General features: G+C 64.8%; 18 protein-coding genes and 1 riboswitch. Of the genes, 8 read left to right on the top strand and 10 right to left on the bottom strand.

The window, feature by feature from the left end:
- Nucleotides 1–91: 91 nt before the first annotated feature.
- Nucleotides 92–994, bottom strand: a complete 903-nt coding sequence (gene xopAW / locus QM470_RS18750; protein ID WP_283340313.1) for a XopAW family type III secretion system calcium-binding effector — start codon at nt 992–994, stop codon at nt 92–94.
- Between the two features lie 258 nt (nt 995–1252).
- Here xopAW and QM470_RS18755 point away from each other — a divergent pair, with 258 nt between their 5' ends.
- From QM470_RS18755 to QM470_RS18765, 3 genes are all read left to right on the top strand, one after another.
- Nucleotides 1253–1960: a response regulator gene (locus tag QM470_RS18755; protein WP_283340314.1), complete on the top strand. Its 708-nt coding sequence runs from the start codon at nt 1253–1255 to the stop codon at nt 1958–1960.
- Complete coding sequence (locus QM470_RS18760) at nt 1957–3201, top strand: ATP-binding protein (RefSeq protein ID WP_283340315.1); 1245 nt, start codon at nt 1957–1959, stop codon at nt 3199–3201. The genes QM470_RS18755 and QM470_RS18760 overlap by 4 nt, the downstream gene beginning before the upstream one ends.
- 411 nt (nt 3202–3612) lie before the next feature.
- On the top strand, nt 3613–4359 hold the full coding sequence (locus QM470_RS18765) for a response regulator (RefSeq protein WP_283340316.1): 747 nt from the start codon (nt 3613–3615) through the stop codon (nt 4357–4359).
- Nucleotides 4360–4386: 27 nt separating this feature from the next.
- Here the strand turns inward: QM470_RS18765 and QM470_RS18770 are convergent, their stop codons facing one another.
- From QM470_RS18770 to QM470_RS18785, 4 genes are all read right to left on the bottom strand, one after another.
- Nucleotides 4387–4974 carry a chalcone isomerase family protein gene (locus QM470_RS18770; RefSeq protein WP_283340317.1) on the bottom strand — a complete coding sequence of 196 codons (588 nt, stop codon included), beginning with the start codon at nt 4972–4974 and terminating at the stop codon, nt 4387–4389.
- Between the two features lie 88 nt (nt 4975–5062).
- Nucleotides 5063–5761, bottom strand: a complete 699-nt coding sequence (locus QM470_RS18775) for a flagellar basal body L-ring protein FlgH (protein WP_066539772.1) — start codon at nt 5759–5761, stop codon at nt 5063–5065.
- A 33-nt stretch (nt 5762–5794) separates the two neighbouring features.
- On the bottom strand, nt 5795–6343 hold the full coding sequence (locus tag QM470_RS18780) for a hypothetical protein (protein ID WP_066539763.1): 549 nt from the start codon (nt 6341–6343) through the stop codon (nt 5795–5797).
- A 24-nt stretch (nt 6344–6367) separates the two neighbouring features.
- Complete coding sequence (locus tag QM470_RS18785; protein ID WP_283340318.1) at nt 6368–6922, bottom strand: hypothetical protein; 555 nt, start codon at nt 6920–6922, stop codon at nt 6368–6370.
- 342 nt (nt 6923–7264) lie between these two features.
- Between QM470_RS18785 and QM470_RS18790 the strand changes: the two genes are divergently transcribed.
- A complete protein-coding gene (locus QM470_RS18790) occupies nt 7265–7570 on the top strand; it encodes a hypothetical protein (protein ID WP_218332867.1) in 306 nt (101 codons plus the stop codon).
- Nucleotides 7571–7706: 136 nt separating this feature from the next.
- On the opposite strand, the gene QM470_RS18795 is transcribed toward QM470_RS18790, so the two are convergent.
- Nucleotides 7707–7955: a DUF1653 domain-containing protein gene (locus QM470_RS18795; protein ID WP_283340319.1), complete on the bottom strand. Its 249-nt coding sequence runs from the start codon at nt 7953–7955 to the stop codon at nt 7707–7709.
- A 157-nt stretch (nt 7956–8112) separates the two neighbouring features.
- Between QM470_RS18795 and QM470_RS18800 the strand changes: the two genes are divergently transcribed.
- Complete coding sequence (locus QM470_RS18800; RefSeq protein WP_283340320.1) at nt 8113–9384, top strand: RsmB/NOP family class I SAM-dependent RNA methyltransferase; 1272 nt, start codon at nt 8113–8115, stop codon at nt 9382–9384.
- A 115-nt stretch (nt 9385–9499) separates the two neighbouring features.
- Here the strand turns inward: QM470_RS18800 and QM470_RS18805 are convergent, their stop codons facing one another.
- Nucleotides 9500–9898, bottom strand: coding sequence for a rhodanese-like domain-containing protein (locus QM470_RS18805; protein WP_283340321.1), 399 nt, complete (start codon nt 9896–9898; stop codon nt 9500–9502).
- Between the two features lie 99 nt (nt 9899–9997).
- Here QM470_RS18805 and ftrA point away from each other — a divergent pair, with 99 nt between their 5' ends.
- Nucleotides 9998–10999, top strand: coding sequence for a transcriptional regulator FtrA (ftrA, locus tag QM470_RS18810; RefSeq protein ID WP_283340322.1), 1002 nt, complete (start codon nt 9998–10000; stop codon nt 10997–10999).
- A gap of 82 nt (nt 11000–11081) precedes the next feature.
- Here the strand turns inward: ftrA and QM470_RS18815 are convergent, their stop codons facing one another.
- Nucleotides 11082–11873: an alpha/beta hydrolase gene (locus tag QM470_RS18815; RefSeq protein ID WP_502846862.1), complete on the bottom strand. Its 792-nt coding sequence runs from the start codon at nt 11871–11873 to the stop codon at nt 11082–11084.
- A 362-nt stretch (nt 11874–12235) separates the two neighbouring features.
- Here QM470_RS18815 and QM470_RS18820 point away from each other — a divergent pair, with 362 nt between their 5' ends.
- Both QM470_RS18820 and QM470_RS18825 read left to right on the top strand, forming a co-directional pair.
- A complete protein-coding gene (locus tag QM470_RS18820; RefSeq protein WP_283340324.1) occupies nt 12236–12598 on the top strand; it encodes a hypothetical protein in 363 nt (120 codons plus the stop codon).
- 82 nt (nt 12599–12680) lie between these two features.
- Entirely contained in the window at nt 12681–13133 is a 453-nt protein-coding gene (locus QM470_RS18825; RefSeq protein ID WP_283340325.1) for a GNAT family N-acetyltransferase, read from the top strand.
- A 347-nt stretch (nt 13134–13480) separates the two neighbouring features.
- Here the strand turns inward: QM470_RS18825 and QM470_RS18830 are convergent, their stop codons facing one another.
- Both QM470_RS18830 and QM470_RS18835 read right to left on the bottom strand, forming a co-directional pair.
- Nucleotides 13481–14008 (bottom strand): 6,7-dimethyl-8-ribityllumazine synthase, encoded by a 528-nt coding sequence (locus tag QM470_RS18830; RefSeq protein ID WP_283340326.1) that lies wholly within the window; start codon nt 14006–14008, stop codon nt 13481–13483.
- 135 nt (nt 14009–14143) lie between these two features.
- Nucleotides 14144–14296, bottom strand: a riboswitch (FMN riboswitch).
- 92 nt (nt 14297–14388) lie between these two features.
- Nucleotides 14389–14784: a hypothetical protein gene (locus QM470_RS18835; RefSeq protein ID WP_283340327.1), complete on the bottom strand. Its 396-nt coding sequence runs from the start codon at nt 14782–14784 to the stop codon at nt 14389–14391.
- Nucleotides 14785–14838: the final 54 nt, after the last annotated feature.

Raw genomic sequence — 14838 nt, forward strand, 5'->3', positions numbered from 1 at the left:
CCATCGACCACGTTGTGCCCCTGGTCCATCCCCGGAAACGGGGTGGCGTTCCCCCACGCCGCTCACCTGCGGCGCAGAGGGAAGCCAGAACTCAGACCGTATAGCTGTAGGTGCTGCGGGCTGCGGCGGATTCGCCGCTGGCGGCCTGGTAGGCACGGTGGGCGGTGTCCAACAGGGCGTTGCGGGCATTCTGGGTCCAGCTCTCGGCGGATTGCTTGAGCTGATCGACCACGTTGAGGGCCGCATCGGCGGCGTCTTCGGCGGCGCCAGCCAGGCGTTCGGCCAGGGACACGGTGCCGTCTTCATTGGTGTCCAGCTCGTCGTAGACGGTGGTGGTCGAGCCCCCTGCGCCGCCGGCTCCACCGACACCGCTGGCTGCAGCCGTGCCCGTGCTGTCGCTGTCGGATTCCGTGCTGGCACTGGCCTGGGCGGGCGGTGGGGGCGGCATGCCACCGGCGTTCTGGGGTCGGGCGGCATCGAATTCGGCCTGGCTCAGGCTGCCATCGTCGTCGCTGTCGAGCTGGCTGAACAGGGCCGCTGCGTCTTCCTCGCTCACGCTCTCCTGGCCGTTCATCTTCTGCAGCAGCGCCGTCAGCTCGTCGCTGCTCACATCACCGCTGCCGTCGCTGTCCACCTTGCTGAACAGGTCATCGCTCTGGCCCGCGCCGCGCGATTGCGCGAAATCCATGGTGGAGCGGGGTGGCGGCAGCATGCTGGGCAGTGCGGCTTCCAGCTCGTCGGTGCTCAGACTGCCGTCTCCGTTGCTGTCGCTGCTGGACAACAGGTCCTTGGCGCTGCTGCCGCCGGACTGGCCGGTGCGGCTGCCGATGTCATCCATCAGCGACTGCAGCTCGGTCTCATTCAGGCTGCCGTCGCCGTCGGCATCAAAGTCGGCCGAGAGTTTTTCTGCGAGCTTGGCGCTGTGCTGGCTGCGCTGGCTCTGTATCGCAGAACTCCATGCATTGCTGCTGCCCAGACTGGAAATGCTGGTCATGGGAGGTCCTTTCAAGAAGATCCAGCCCGCCAGCGGCCTGCATGCCCTCTGCCGCAGACATGGCTGCGAGGTGAACCGCTGCACATGCTGAGGCCGCCGCGTAAACCGTTGTTGTCCTGTTTGTACGGCGGTCGCTACAAAGCGCGTTGTAAGCCCCTGAACTGTCTATGGGGCATCCGTTCTTTCCTCCCATACAAAGCGAAGCACGTCCTTACACTGGCCTCCTGTTGACGCGGAAATGCAAGGAGTGAGCACGCGATGTACCGAATCTTGGTGGTGGATGACGATGAAGAGATTACGACGCTGCTCAGCCAATACATGGAGCGTTTTGGCTTTGAGGTGCATGTGGCCAGCGATGGCGCCAGCATGCACAGCCAGCTCAAGGCCCATGCCATCGATCTGGTGGTGATGGATGTAATGCTGCCCGGTGTCGATGGCCTGACCCTGGCCCGCTTGCTGCGCCAGCAGTCGCAGATGCCCATCATCATGCTGACCGCGCGTGCCGAATCCTATGACTGCGTGGTGGGCCTGGAGCTGGGCGCCGACGATTACATGGGCAAGCCCTTCGAGCCGCGCGAGCTGGTGGCCCGCATCCACAGTGTGATGCGCCGCCAGGCCACGGCCCAGGCCGATACCAGCCAGGCCGCGAATGTGCGTTTCGATGCCTGGACCTTGCAGCGCCTGGAGCGCCAGGTGGTGGACCCGCAGGGCACGGTGGTGCCGCTGTCGTATGCGGAATACCGTCTGCTGTGCACCTTGCTGGAAGCGCCACGCCGTGTCTTCAGCCGCGAGCAACTGCTGGAGCAGGCCCGGGGGCGCAGCATGGACAGCCTGGACCGCAGCGTGGACCTGTTGATCTCGCGCCTGCGCCACAAGCTGGGCGAGGACGGGCCTTCGCTGATCAAGACCGTGCGGGGGGCCGGCTACATGCTGGACGCCCGCCAGATCCAGGCCTGCCTGGCATGAGTCCGGTGTCTGCACCTGCCGCCGACGGGCAGGGGCCTGCGGCTGCGCCCAGCGTGGCGCCGCCGGCACTGGGCTGGGCTGACCGGCTGCGCAGGGTGCTGCAGCGGCTGCGGCGTGGCCCGGACACGCTGTTCGGCCGGCTGGCCTGCCTGCTGGCCGTGGTGGTCGTGGCCAGCCATCTGCTGGCGCTGTCGCTGATGTTCGAGCTGCGCGGGCCTCCGCCGCCCCCGCCACAGCCGCCGATGCCGCCGCAGCAGGTCCAGGGCGAGACCCTGAGCAGCCCCATCACCGTGACCAACGAGAAATCCTATGTGGTGCGCCGTGGACTGCCGCTGCAGTTGCAGCCGGAAGGGCGACCGCTGCCGCCGCAAAAAGAACCTCAGCGTTCGCTGTGGGCCTTTGTGCTGGACGTGGGCTTTCGCCTGTCGGCGCTGCTGATCGCCACCTGGTTCGGCGCGCGCTGGCTGGCCACTCCCATGCGGCGCCTGGCGGCGGCGGCGCGGGAGCTGGGAGGCAATATCAACCGCCCCCCGCTGCCCGAGACCGGCACCGTGGAATGCCGCGAGGCCAGCCGGGTGTTCAACCAGATGCAGGACCGCATCCGCCAGCAGCTGCAGGACCGTGACCGGCTGGTGGCTGCCGTCTCGCACGATCTGCGCACGCCGCTGACCCGGCTGCGCCTGCGTGCCGAGCTGCTGGATGACCAGCGCACCAACCTGGAATTCCAGCGCGACATTGCGGAGATGGACGCCATGATCCAGGACACGCTGGACTATCTGCGCGGCCAGGCCCAGGCCACGCCCATGGTGCGCGTGCAGGTGCAGGCCTTGCTGGAAAGCGTGGTGGACGACCATGAGTTGACGGGGGTGCACATCCCGTTGCGGGGAACGGCCGGGATCATCCAGGCCCAGATCGGGCCGCTGCGCCGCTGTGTGGACAATCTGATTGCCAATGCGCTGCGTTACGGCGGCGGGGCCGAAGTGTTGCTGGAAGAAAGCCCGCGGGGCGTGCGCATCACCGTGCGCGACCACGGCCCCGGCATGCCCGATGCGGCGCTGCGGCAGGTGATGCAGCCTTTTGTGCGCCTGGAAGCATCGCGCCACCGCCACCATGGCGGGGTGGGGCTGGGCCTGTCGATTGCGCGCGATATTGCGCTGCGCCACCATGGCGAACTGCGCCTGCACAACGCCCACGACGGCGGCCTGTGCGCCGTGCTGGAGCTGCCCTACAACCAGCCGTGATGCGCCCGCTCCTGCCGCAATCCCTGTGAAGGTTGCGGCAGGCGGGAATATCCACGGTTGGCGCGCGCTGTGTGTGCCGCCGCTTGCGTTTTTCAGGCCGGCTGGCATATTGAGGGGCATGCAGAAAATAGGCCTTTCCGCATTATGTGTTGCCGAAAAATTGGTCGCGGAAAATCGGCGCTGGTTTTCGCCCGGCTGCCTCTGCATAAATAGCAGAAGTGACATATTGTTTCAGTTCGCCTACAAAAAACGGGCTTTGTAGGTGTCTTGCGGCGCTTGTGTACGCAGTTGCGTACGTAAAGAGTGAAAAAAGTATAAAAAAACCGCTTAAGTTTTCACCGCAAGTGCCGACGGGTGCCTACACTCGCAGTCAAAACGACCACGATTATTTTGACTCAGCACGGTTTGCCTATGCACCATATTCTGGTGGTGGATGACGACGAGGAAATCACCGCATTACTCACGCAATATCTCACCCGTTTCGGTTATGCCACTTATGCGGCCTGTGACGGAGATTCCATGCGTGCCCAGCTGGCTGCCCAGCCCATCGACCTGGTGGTGCTGGATGTCATGCTGCCGGGCGTGGACGGAATCCGGCTGGCCAAGGAGCTGCGCTCCCGCTCCCAGCTGCCCATCATCATGTTGACCGCCCGCGCCAACCCCTTTGACTGTGTGCTGGGGCTGGAGCTGGGGGCCAACGATTACATGGGCAAGCCCTTCGAGCCCCGTGAACTGGTGGCACGCATCCAGAACGTGCTGCGGAACTCCGCGGCCGCGGCGGCTGCGGCGATCAGGCCCGTGACCTTGCCTCCGGATCTGCTCGAGGTGGTGCAGTTCGATGGCTGGCAGCTCTACACCATGGAGCGCCACCTGGTGTCGCCCGACGGGGTGGTGGTGCCTCTGTCGGGGGCCGAGCTGCGCCTGCTGTGCACTTTTCTGCGCACCCCCCGGCGGGTCTGCAGCCGGGACAAGCTGATGGAGCAGGCCCATGGGCGCACGATGGCGGCTTTCGAGCGCAGCATCGACCTGCTGGTATCGCGCCTGCGCAGCAAACTCGGCGACGATCCCCGTTCGCCGGTGCTGCTCAAGACCGTGCGCGGCGTGGGCTATGTGCTGGAGGTGCAGAACGTCCAGGGCCAGCCGGTCTGGCAGCGCTGAGCAGACCGGCACAAGGTCTTCGCGGTATCAGCTCAGACCCAGCAGGGCGGTCTTGAGCTGGGGATCATCCGCCTGCTCTCCCAGCCAGAAATTGAGCAAGGTGTTGTAGAAGGCGATGTCCTGCATCGGTTTCACCACGCGGCGGCGGTTGTGTTCCACCACCGTGCCGGTGCCCGGAATCCAGTCCAGGGTCAGCAGGTCGCCGCTGCGCAGTCCGGATGGCAGGTGTGCCAGGGCCTGGCTCAGGCCATTCATCTGCTCGGCCACACGGGCATCCATCTGGGCGATGTCCTTGGCCAGCTTGTCCAGCACGGCTTCCTCGAACTCCTTGGCGGAGATGTCGCGCATCAGCCGGATCACCAGGCGGCGCGGACCATCGCTGGAGAGCACGGCTTCGGTGGTGCGCCGCTGGTCACGCAGGTACAGACCCACCGTGTAGACCTTGAAGAGCAGGCGCTTGCTGATGCCTGCGCCGTTGAGCTGCAGCTGCTGCCCCGCCACCTGGGCGGACGCGCCGATCAGGGCAGGCTCCGCTTCGGCGGCGCGCACCAGGCTGGGCAGGCAACTGGCCACACAGGAGGCGATGGCCAGTGCAGTCTTGAATGGAGTGGGCATGGTGATCTCCTTGCAAAGACAGGTGCAGCATCCGGCACTGCTGCGGGTCAACAAAAGGGGACGCCGGCAGGGGAAAACCGCGTGGCGATTACCAGATGGCCAGGGTGTTGGTGAGTACCCGCTGCAGCCAGGTACGTTGACCTGCTTCCGAGACATCGCCCCGACCGACCACTTCCATCTTGGCGTTGATGACATCGGACGAGGCCACGATGTTCTGGGGGCGGAAGTCGCGTGGATCGACGACACCGGAGAAGCGCAGGGTCTTGGCGTCGCCGTTCATGGCGATGCTGCGCTCGCCCGCCACCACCAGGTGGCCATTGGGGAGCACATTGATGACCGAGGCCGCAATCTGTCCGGTGAAGTTGCTGGAATTGCTGGAGCTGCCGTCGCCGCTGAAGGAATCGCTGCCGGAGGCCTGGGCGTCCAGATTCAGGATGGAGCCCAGAAAGCCGGTACCCGAATTGCTGCCTGGGCCCTTGTTGGCCATGGCGTTCTGGCGGCTGGCGTCGGTCTTGGCCTTGCTGGTGGCGCTCATGGACTCGGCGATCTCGATCTTCAGCGAATCCCCGACATTGCGCGGCCGGGCACGGCCGTTGAACGGGCTGGTGAAGGTGTTGTTGTTGAAAAGGCTGCCGGTGTTGACGCGCTCGATATTGGCCATGCGCGGCATGGCGGCCACGGCAACCGGGCTGTTGACGATGGAGGGGTCGCGCGTCACGCAGCCGGTCAGCATGCCTGCGCACAAGGCGGCAGAGGCCAGGAACAATGGGCGGAAAGGCATGGGCATCGGAATCTCCTGCGAAATCGGAAAAAAGGGGAATCAGTCTTGGTAGCCGGTGACCAGGGCGGTCACGACCGGGCTGACCTTGGTGCGGGTGCTGGTCCACTGGCCGCGTGACAGATAGGGGTCCAGCTGGAACTGGCTGCTGGAGATCAGCTCGCCTTCCTTGGAGCGCAGGGCCAGTTGCACCGAGGTCACATAGGGGCGGAAATCCCCCGTGAAGGGCGGGCGGCCCCAATCGAAGTAGGCGGTGTACTCCAGCCAGACATTGCACAGGCGTGCCGCGGGGGCGGTGTCATACACCTTGCTGTCGATGCCGTGCTTCTGCAGTTCGGCCTGCAGGGCCGGCACCAGGTCGGGCACCTGCGTCTGGGGGTTGTACTCAATGCACACGCTGTTCAGCGGGGTGCGCAGGTTGTAGAGCGTGTTGGATGCCGAGGGGGGCGACAGCGCCACGGCGCTGTTGGCGACGACGGCGGCGGCCTTGGTCAGTTCCCACAAGGGTTCGACGGTGATGATGGCGCAGCCGGTTTGCAGTGCGCAGGCTGCAATGCCCAGGGTGGTGAGCAGAGGGGTGGGGATTCGCATGATGGGGCGTCCTGCGGTCTGTATTCAGACCAGTTCGTTGAGAAGGGCGCGTACCGCCGAATTGCCCAGGGCCACATAGGAGGCCACGTTGCGCGAGCCGGAGCCCACAACATCCAGCACCGTTTCGGCGCCGTCGGTGACCGCGCCTGCCACGGTGGAAGCCATCTCCACGGTGTCATCCCAGAGATCGGCCACGCCGGACGCCGTCGATTCCACCGACTGGGCCACGCTGGTGGCGGCCGAGCCCAGGGAGTTGGCGACGCTGGACGCGGTGGACTCCACGGTCTGGGCCAGGCTCACGATGGCGTCCAGGCCATCTTCTGCCAGCCCGGCAATGCCGTCTCCCAGATCGCTCACCCCTTCCACGGTGCTGTCGATGCCCGCTTCCAGCCATTCCAGACCGGAGTGGCCAGCTTCGCTGAGCAGGGCCAGGCTTTCGTTGCTGAAAGAGCAGATGGCACTGGCAAAGTCGGATTCGCCCGCTTCCTGGGTGTCTGCCGCCACGCGGGGGCGCTTGGTGTTGGTCAGCGCAGCGAGAGAACTGGAGCCGCTGCCTGAAACAGATGTGATGTCGCTCATCGCAATCTCCTTGAAAAGATGAGCGAATATTAGGAGTGTGCTGATTGATTAAATAAGGCGATGAATGGGAGAAAATCAGGTCAAACTACAAATCGCATACAAATAATCAACAGTTTGGATACCAAATAGCAGAGGAAAGTATTATTTCGGCATGTGTTATGTACGCTGTTTGAAATTAACAACTGACGCTATGCATACAAATTGCGATTGATGTTGTGATATTTGATTTGGAGTTTTGTATATGCGGTGTAGCCAGTTTGTGTGGATTTTGTATGGCACCATTTATTCTGGAATGTTTGTGATACAAATGCGGCATAGAAATGAAAAAGAAATGAAGACGACATGAATGCACTTCAGGCCATCCAGACGGTGCGTGGTGCCCTGCAGCTGGGCACTGCCGTGCACCAGAAGCGTTCGTTGGGCGATGTGGTGGGGGCCGTGGCGGGAACGGCCTTTGCCGCCCAGACGGGGGGCGTGGGCAGCATTGCCAGCGGGCTGGTCGAAGACGTGACCGCTGCCGTGGTGGACGGCGTGGTGGCGGGGGTGACCGGTGTGGTGGATACCACGACCACGGCCGGCAAGGCCATTGCCGCCTACACCAGCGGCGGGATGAAGACCTTGGGCAAGGTCGTGGACTTTTTCGTCTGAAGCGCGCGCTGCCCAGGCGCAGGGCAGTACGTGGTGAAGGTCGGAGGGCAGTGACGAGATCCCTGGGGTGCCGCGGTCATTGCCGGGTGTCCGCTCCCGTCCGGCGAGCGCATCTCCAACAGGCTGCAGCCCGGGCTCAGTCCCCGTCGCCTACGCGCGCAAAACGCGGTTGTTCCACGCCATCGACCACCACGGTCTCGGTGAACATGGCAGCGGGCCGCACCCACAGCGCACCTTCGCCGTACAGGGGGCGGTACACCACCAAGGCCTCCAGCGTCTCGCTGTGCCGGGCGACGTCCAGCACCTGGTAGAAGTTGCCTTTGTAGTGGCGGTAGCGGCCGGCGGGAATCTGCGGTAGAGGGGGAAGGGGTTCGGGGTGTGCCATGGCCGCCATGCTAGTGCCTGGGCCGCAGGTTCACGGAAAGCGCGCCGCAAAAAAGCGATGTGGGCGGATCCCGGTAGTCTGGTAGGGGTGCCTCCACCCACAGGCCGCCAAGCCGCGGCCATACCCGGGAATAGCCCGCAATGGGACAATGCAGGCTATGCACCCCAAAGCCCTTCTGGACGCTTGCGCCGAACTGGTCAAGCTGACCCTGCAATTTCAACACCCGGCCGACGCCGTGGTGTCCCGCTATTTCCGTGACCACCGCAATCTGGGCCCGCGCGAGCGCGGCACGCTGGCCGAAACGGCCTACACCGTCTTGCGCAAGAAAACCCTGTTCGAGGCCCTGGCCCGCAACGGCAGCGGCCCCAAGGAACGGCGCCTGGCCATCCTGGGCTTTCACGGCCCGCGCGACTTTCTGAAAGCCGCGCTCAGCCCGCAGGAGATCAAGTGGGTCGATGAATGCGATGCGGTGAAGCCCGCAGAGCTGATGCCCCAGCACCGCCACAACCTGCCCCAGTGGATGGCCGACGCGCTGCAAGCCCAGGTGGGCGACCAGTTCGAGGCACTGGCCGCCAGCATGCTGGAGCCTGCTCCGCTGGACCTGCGTGTCAACGCCCTGAACGCCAAACGCGCCGAGGTGCAAAAAGAGCTGAAGGAAGCCTGCATTCAGGCCGAAGCCACGCCGTACTCCCCCTGGGGGCTGCGCGTGGACAGCAAGCCAGCGCTGACCCGGCTGGAAGCCTTTGTGAAGGGTCGCATCGAGGTGCAGGACGAAGGCTCGCAGCTGCTGGCCCTGCTGCTCGACGCCAAGCGCGGCGAAATGGTGGTGGATTTCTGCGCCGGTGCCGGCGGCAAGACCCTGGCCATTGGTGCGCAGATGCGCAACACCGGTCGCTTGTATGCGTTCGATGTGTCCGCCCACCGTCTGGAGGCGCTCAAGCCCCGTCTGGCGCGCAGCGGGCTGTCGAATGTGCACCCTGCTGCCCTGGCCCATGAGCGCGACGAACGCGTCAAGCGCCTGGCCGGCAAGATCGATCGCGTGCTGGTGGATGCGCCTTGCTCCGGCCTGGGCACCCTGCGCCGCAATCCCGATCTGAAGTGGCGCCAGGACCAGAATGCGGTGGCCGAGCTGACCGAAAAGCAGCTGTCCATCCTGACCAGCGCTGCGCGCATGGTGAAGTCCGGCGGCCGCCTGGTCTACGCCACCTGCTCCGTGCTGCCCGAAGAAAACGAGCGCATTGCCGAAGCCTTCCAGCAAGCGCACCCCGACTTCGTTCCGCTGGATGCCGGCCAGACGCTGGAGAAACTGAAAGTGGAGCACGCCACGACCCTGTGCGCTGGCGGCGACACCGGCACGCAGTATGTGCGCCTGTGGCCCCATGCCCACCAGACCGACGGCTTTTTTGCCGCCGTGTGGGAACGCAAGTAAGCGCGGCTTCCGCCCTGTACTCCGGCGGTGTTCACCGCTGGCAAAAAAATCCCCGCAGCTGAAAGGCTGGCGGGGATTTTTATCGGCGGATCGGGCGCTCCGGGCCCGCTGGCGTTCAGTCGGCGGACGTGGACAGGGCAAAGCCTTCATCCTGCCAGCCGGTGATGCCTCCGGCCATGATTTTGACGGGCCGGCCCAGTCTGGCCAGACGCAGTGCACCCCGGGCGGCGCCATTGCAATGGGGTCCTGCGCAGTAGGTCACAAACACGGTGTCGGCAGGCCATTGCACGAGTTGGCTGGCGACCAGTTTCCCGTGCGGAAGGTGGGTGGCGCCCGGGATGTGGCCCCGGGCAAAGAGGGCGGCCGAGCGCACATCGAGCAAAACGAAATCGGCGCCCTCGGACAGTGCGGCATGCACGTCCCAGCAGTCGGTTTCAAACGCAAACCCGGCCGCAAAATGGGCTTCGGCAAGTGCAGCGGGCGCGGCGGGAGTGGCGGTCACGGCGGTGGGCATATCAGGCTTTCTGGGTGGTGAAGCCGAGATGGTGCGCTGCCACCAAAGCTGCAACAATTGGCAGAAAAGACATTGATCGACAATTTTGCGCCAAACTGAGTGACCCACCCCGCACCCGCATCCAGCTCTGCATCGCTCCCGCAGCTTCACGGCCCGCTGGTGGTGGCCTTGGTGCACGACCAGCTGTGCACGTTCGAGTTTTCCATTGCCGCCGAGATCTTCGGGCTGAGCCGGCCTGAAATGGGACCCGGCTGGTACCGCTTCGCCAGCGCGGGCGTCGAGCCCGGGGTGCTGCGCGCACAGGGGGGCCTGCTGGTCACACCGACGGCGGGGATGGAGTTGCTGGAGCAGGCGGATCTGATTGTGGCGGCCGGCTGGAAAGGGGCCGATGTCCCGGTGCCGGGCGAATTGACGGCAGCGCTGCGCCGGGCGTGGCAGCGCGGAGCGCGCCTGGCTTCCATCTGCTCGGGGGCGTTTGTGTTGGCGGCCACCGGCTTGCTGTCAGGCAGGAAGGCGACCACCCATTGGCGCTACAGCGAAAAGCTGCGCGCGCTGTACCCCGGCATTGCGGTGGATGCCGATGTGCTGTACGTGGCGGAGGAACGCATCTATACCTCGGCAGGCAGTGCCGCCGGCATGGATTTGATGCTGCACATCGTGCGCGAGGATTTTGGCGCGGAAGCCGCCAACCGGGTGGCCCGGCGCCTGGTGATGTCGCCGCACCGCAGCGGCGGTCAGGCGCAGTTCATTGAGCGGCCGGTGCCGGCAGACCGCCACCACCGCATGGTGGCCGTGCTGGAGCGGGTGCGTGCAGAGCTGGACGCACCATGGACGGTGGAGCGCATGGCGGACGCGGCGGCGATGAGTGTGCGCACCTTCGTGCGGCGCTTCACGGAATCCACCGGGCAGTCCCCCGGCCGGTGGCTGATTGCCGAGCGCATTGCCGAAGCACAGCGTCTGCTGGAGTCCAGCCATCTGTCCGTGGAGCGCATCGCCGCCCTGGTGGGCTTTGGCAGCGTGCAGGCCCTGCGCCACCACTTCCAGGGCAAGCTGGCCGTGCCGCCGTCGGAGTACCGCCGCATGTTCAAGCTCCATCCCTGACACAGGGCAGGGGCCCGCGCGGCGGGCCGTCCACCGAAGCACCCTACCTGCGTCTGGTGGATGCAGATGGTGGGTGCAGGGTTTACTTCGCCGGTCCGACCTGGGGCCGGCTGACCGTGCTGAACACGTATTTCAGGCTGTCGCCCAGCGTGGTTTCCCAGACCATCCATTCGTGCTTGCCGTTGACGATGCGCAGCTCGGCCGGTTGCTTGGCTTTGCGCAGCTGGCTATAGAGCTGGGTGGCTTCGGCCTCGATGGCAAATTCATCGTCGTCGCCCGAGTTGATGTACATGGGCACCTTGATGCCCTTGGCCAGGAAGGCGTCCATCAGCACCGGGTAGTTGTACTGCTGCCAGACCGTCTTGCTGTAGGCGCCGTTGGTGTTGGGCTCGGCAAATACCTTGACGTGGCGGGCGGAGGAGTCGGCCGGTGGCTCGGGGTTGTAGATGGCGGGTGAGAGCAGGGCTGCTGCCTGGAATTTTTCGGGGTACTGCAGCACCATGCGCAGCGCGCCGTAGCCGCCCATGGACAGGCCGCCGATCACCCGGCCATTGCGGGCGTTGATGGTGCGGTAGGTTTTCTCCACATGGGGCATCAGGTCCTGGAGAAAGGCAGTTTCCATCTTCTCCTTCAGGTCCACGTACCAGTTGGTGTTGGCGTCGGGCATCACATAGATGGCCGGCGGAATGTCGCCATTGGCCACCAGCGTATCGACGGTTTTCTGCATCCTGCCTTTGACGGCCCAGTCGTTGCGCGCACCGTCATTGCCGTGCAGCAGGTACATCACGGGGTAGCGCACATTGGGACTTTCGGCATAGCCGGTGGGCAGGTAGACGTTGTAGGTCAGGGCGCGACCCAGGGCGGGGCTTTGCACTTCGGCCGAGCGCACTTCGCTGGCCTGGGCTGCCGGGGCGATGGCGGCAATGGCGGCGCAGGCCAGCAAGGCTGCGGAACAGGGGGAGGGGATGCGCATGGTTGTTGTCTCCGTTGGTTGTAATGCGATCCCCATTATTGGGAGCCTGCTCTGCCGCCAGCTGTCGCGTGGGTGGAACGGGACTGCGGCTTTGGGCAAGGCTGTGGGCGCGGGTGGCGAATGCGCAGAGAGATGGGGCTGCCACTGCGGCCAGGAGGCGGCATGCGGTCATTGGCTTCTGTGCGGGCTGCGATCCGGGATTCCGGGAAGGCCCGTCCAGCTATCATCCCCTCGGTCCTCTTTATGGCGAGGGGTGGATGCATATGGATCTTCATCTGCATCTGCATGTCCGCTGCCATGGGCGGATGTATCCATACAGTCAGGTTTTACAGGCAATGGGTCAGAAACTCCCGCAGGCACACATCGATTTTTACCGGGCGATTGACGATCTGCTCTGGAGCGAATGGGACCCCATCGGTATATCGACCATGGACTGGCCCAGGGATGAATACCATGCATATCTGCCTCGCGTATTCAGCCTTGCCATGGGCACGAATGAACCCCAGGTGATTGCGGACTATCTTGAATGGGCCGCAGTGGAAAGAATGGCGCTGGACCCGAATAGGGGGCACTCCTTGGAGATTGCCCGCAGGGTGCTGGCGAAGAAGCAGGAATATGGGCTTTGAGCGCCATGTATCACCCCCTATGGCTTGCCGGGCCTGCAGCTCCCCGTGAAGACGAAGACAGACATTTGATGGAAGAACGGGCATGGCACTGCTGATCCAGGAGATTGCTTGCACCGATGCGCCCATGGCGCTGCTGCTGCTGGCGGACCCGTCGGAAGACAAGGTGCGTTCCTCTTTGGCAGGGTCAAGATGCTTTGCGGCTTTCCGTGACGGAGCGGTGGTGGGGGCTTGCGTCGTCCAGCCGCGCGGCGCCGGCGTACACGAGCTTATGAGCATTGCCGTGCTGCCTGAGCATCAGCAATCCGGTTACGGCACGGTACTGCTGCAATGGGTCATCGATTGCTTTCGCGCATCTGGCGCCAGCCAGTTGGAGGTGGGTACCGGGACGTTTGGCTACCAGCTGGCCTTCTACCAGCGCCATGGTTTTCGGGTGGCCCGCATTGACCATGACTTCTTCGTCCGACATTACCCCGAGCCTGTTTTCGAGGATGGCATACAGCACCTGGACATGCTGCGCCTGAGGCTGCGATATTGACGCTGCGGTATTGACGCTGCTGCTGCAGGCCGCCGATCCGGCGCTGCTTTGCCTCCGCAGCTGATTTCGGCATGCGATGGCATGGGACGGCAGGCCATGGGCATCCCTGTCAACGGACCGGAGCCATCCGCCGACGGCTGAGGCAGGGTGCACTGGCAAGGCGCTTGCCGCAAGGTCCGATGCCATCACTGCTGCCGGTGGTGCCAGCGGATGGGTCCGGCAGGTGCTGCAGTGGGGGCAGCCGGCTGTGCGGCATCAAAAATCCCTGCACCAGCAGGAAGCCGGGCAGGGATGGGTGATGGCTGCAGCGCCGGCATACGGCGTTGCAGGGGTTCAGGGCGTCAGGCTTACGTCGCCACCGCCTGGGTCAGCAGTGCGTCGATGTCGGCGTGGGCGGCCAGGGTCTGGGCGCAGGCATCGGCGGCTTCTTCACCCTTGTGGACAAAGTGGCTGCGGAAAAAGCCCAGCAGGTCTTCCGTGGGCTGGAAGTTGTGCGGGGTGAGCGCCACCGAGAACACGGGCACGCCGGTGTCCAGCTGCACGCGCATCAGGCCGTCCACCACGGCGGCGGAGACAAATTCATGGTGGTAGATGCCGCCGTTGACGATGACGGCACAACCGATCACGGCATCAAACTGGCCGGAAGCGGCCAGCTTCTGTGCCATCAGCGGGATTTCAAAGGCACCGGGCACTTCCACCTGGTGCAGGCGTGCCGGAGCGGCGCCCAGCGCCGTCAGGCGGCGCACGGCGGCGTCGCGGGCCTGGTGCACCACATCGCTGTGCCAATTGGCGCTGACGATGGCGATGCGGGCCTGCTGCAGTGCTGCACGGGTGGCCTGGGAGGAAGAAACGTTGGCGATAGTGGTCTGATTCATGGTGTTGGTCTTGCAAAGACATGGAACAAATGAATCAGGGCGCGCGAAGGCAAGGCAGCCCGCAGCAGCCGGCGCACCGACGGGCAAAGGATTGCCGCGCCCATGCGCTGCCGCCCCAGGCTGGGGGACAGGTCTTCACGTTGCTCTTTCATCCGGACTGTGACCGTCGGCTCTGGCATCGCACCAGATCTGCTGACCCTGAAAGGCGTGGCCTTCCAGGCGCTCGCGGGCTCACAGCCGAGGCTGCATACCGCCGGTGGGGAGTTTCGCCCCGCCCTGAGAACGTCGCCGCTCCAAGGAAGCGGCAGTGCCATTGTAGGCCGGCGCCGATGGCACCAGCGGTCGCATAGGCAACCGGGCGACTCGGCCATGGCCTTGCTTCAGCCTGCTGCCGTGCGCCGCCCGCCCACAGAGCGCAGCAAGGCCCGCAGGCGCTGCCATGGCGTGGCAGGAGGCGCTGCCGACGCGGGCAAGGGTGCCATGCTGCACTGCAAGCGGGCCGTGCCACCCTGGCTGCTGACCTGCAACCACAGCAGGCAGGGGGCGCGCCAGCGTTGGCCGGTGGACAGCTGCCACTGCAGGCTGGGCGCACCATCGACCAGGCCCTGCGGGCCGCTGTGCAGCAGCAGACTGCCGTGGCTGCAGAACAGTTCACTGCCTGCAGGAACGACCAAGGCATGGGGCTGGCCGGGGTGGATGCAGAACAGCTGCGGTGTGGGCTGCGCTGCGGTGGAAGATGTGGAGGAGGGGGTGCAAGAGGGCGAGAAGGGGTGCATGCCAGGGCCTGTAGAGCGTGTGAAACAGTGCCTCCAGCGTAAGCAGAGGAGCCC

It is taken from the genome of Comamonas sp. 17RB, assembly GCF_030056555.1.
Classification (GTDB): domain Bacteria; phylum Pseudomonadota; class Gammaproteobacteria; order Burkholderiales; family Burkholderiaceae_C; genus Comamonas; species Comamonas terrigena.

Bases quoted from the DNA above. Each gene is read 5' to 3' on its own strand.
- QM470_RS18755 (WP_283340314.1), top strand. From the start codon at position 1,253: ATGTACCGAATCTTGGTGGTGGATGACGATGAAGAGATTACGACGCTG.
- QM470_RS18765 (WP_283340316.1), top strand. From the start codon at position 3,613: ATGCACCATATTCTGGTGGTGGATGACGACGAGGAAATCACCGCATTA.
- QM470_RS18775 (WP_066539772.1), bottom strand. From the start codon at position 5,761: ATGCCCATGCCTTTCCGCCCATTGTTCCTGGCCTCTGCCGCCTTGTGC.
- QM470_RS18785 (WP_283340318.1), bottom strand. From the start codon at position 6,922: ATGAGCGACATCACATCTGTTTCAGGCAGCGGCTCCAGTTCTCTCGCT.
- QM470_RS18795 (WP_283340319.1), bottom strand. From the start codon at position 7,955: ATGGCACACCCCGAACCCCTTCCCCCTCTACCGCAGATTCCCGCCGGC.
- QM470_RS18830 (WP_283340326.1), bottom strand. From the start codon at position 14,008: ATGAATCAGACCACTATCGCCAACGTTTCTTCCTCCCAGGCCACCCGT.
- QM470_RS18770 (WP_283340317.1), bottom strand. From the start codon at position 4,974: ATGCCCACTCCATTCAAGACTGCACTGGCCATCGCCTCCTGTGTGGCC.
- QM470_RS18835 (WP_283340327.1), bottom strand. From the start codon at position 14,784: ATGCACCCCTTCTCGCCCTCTTGCACCCCCTCCTCCACATCTTCCACC.
- QM470_RS18825 (WP_283340325.1), top strand. From the start codon at position 12,681: ATGGCACTGCTGATCCAGGAGATTGCTTGCACCGATGCGCCCATGGCG.
- QM470_RS18780 (WP_066539763.1), bottom strand. From the start codon at position 6,343: ATGCGAATCCCCACCCCTCTGCTCACCACCCTGGGCATTGCAGCCTGC.
- QM470_RS18760 (WP_283340315.1), top strand. From the start codon at position 1,957: ATGAGTCCGGTGTCTGCACCTGCCGCCGACGGGCAGGGGCCTGCGGCT.
- xopAW (WP_283340313.1), bottom strand. From the start codon at position 994: ATGACCAGCATTTCCAGTCTGGGCAGCAGCAATGCATGGAGTTCTGCG.
- QM470_RS18820 (WP_283340324.1), top strand. From the start codon at position 12,236: ATGGATCTTCATCTGCATCTGCATGTCCGCTGCCATGGGCGGATGTAT.
- QM470_RS18790 (WP_218332867.1), top strand. From the start codon at position 7,265: ATGAATGCACTTCAGGCCATCCAGACGGTGCGTGGTGCCCTGCAGCTG.
- QM470_RS18805 (WP_283340321.1), bottom strand. From the start codon at position 9,898: ATGCCCACCGCCGTGACCGCCACTCCCGCCGCGCCCGCTGCACTTGCC.
- QM470_RS18800 (WP_283340320.1), top strand. From the start codon at position 8,113: ATGCACCCCAAAGCCCTTCTGGACGCTTGCGCCGAACTGGTCAAGCTG.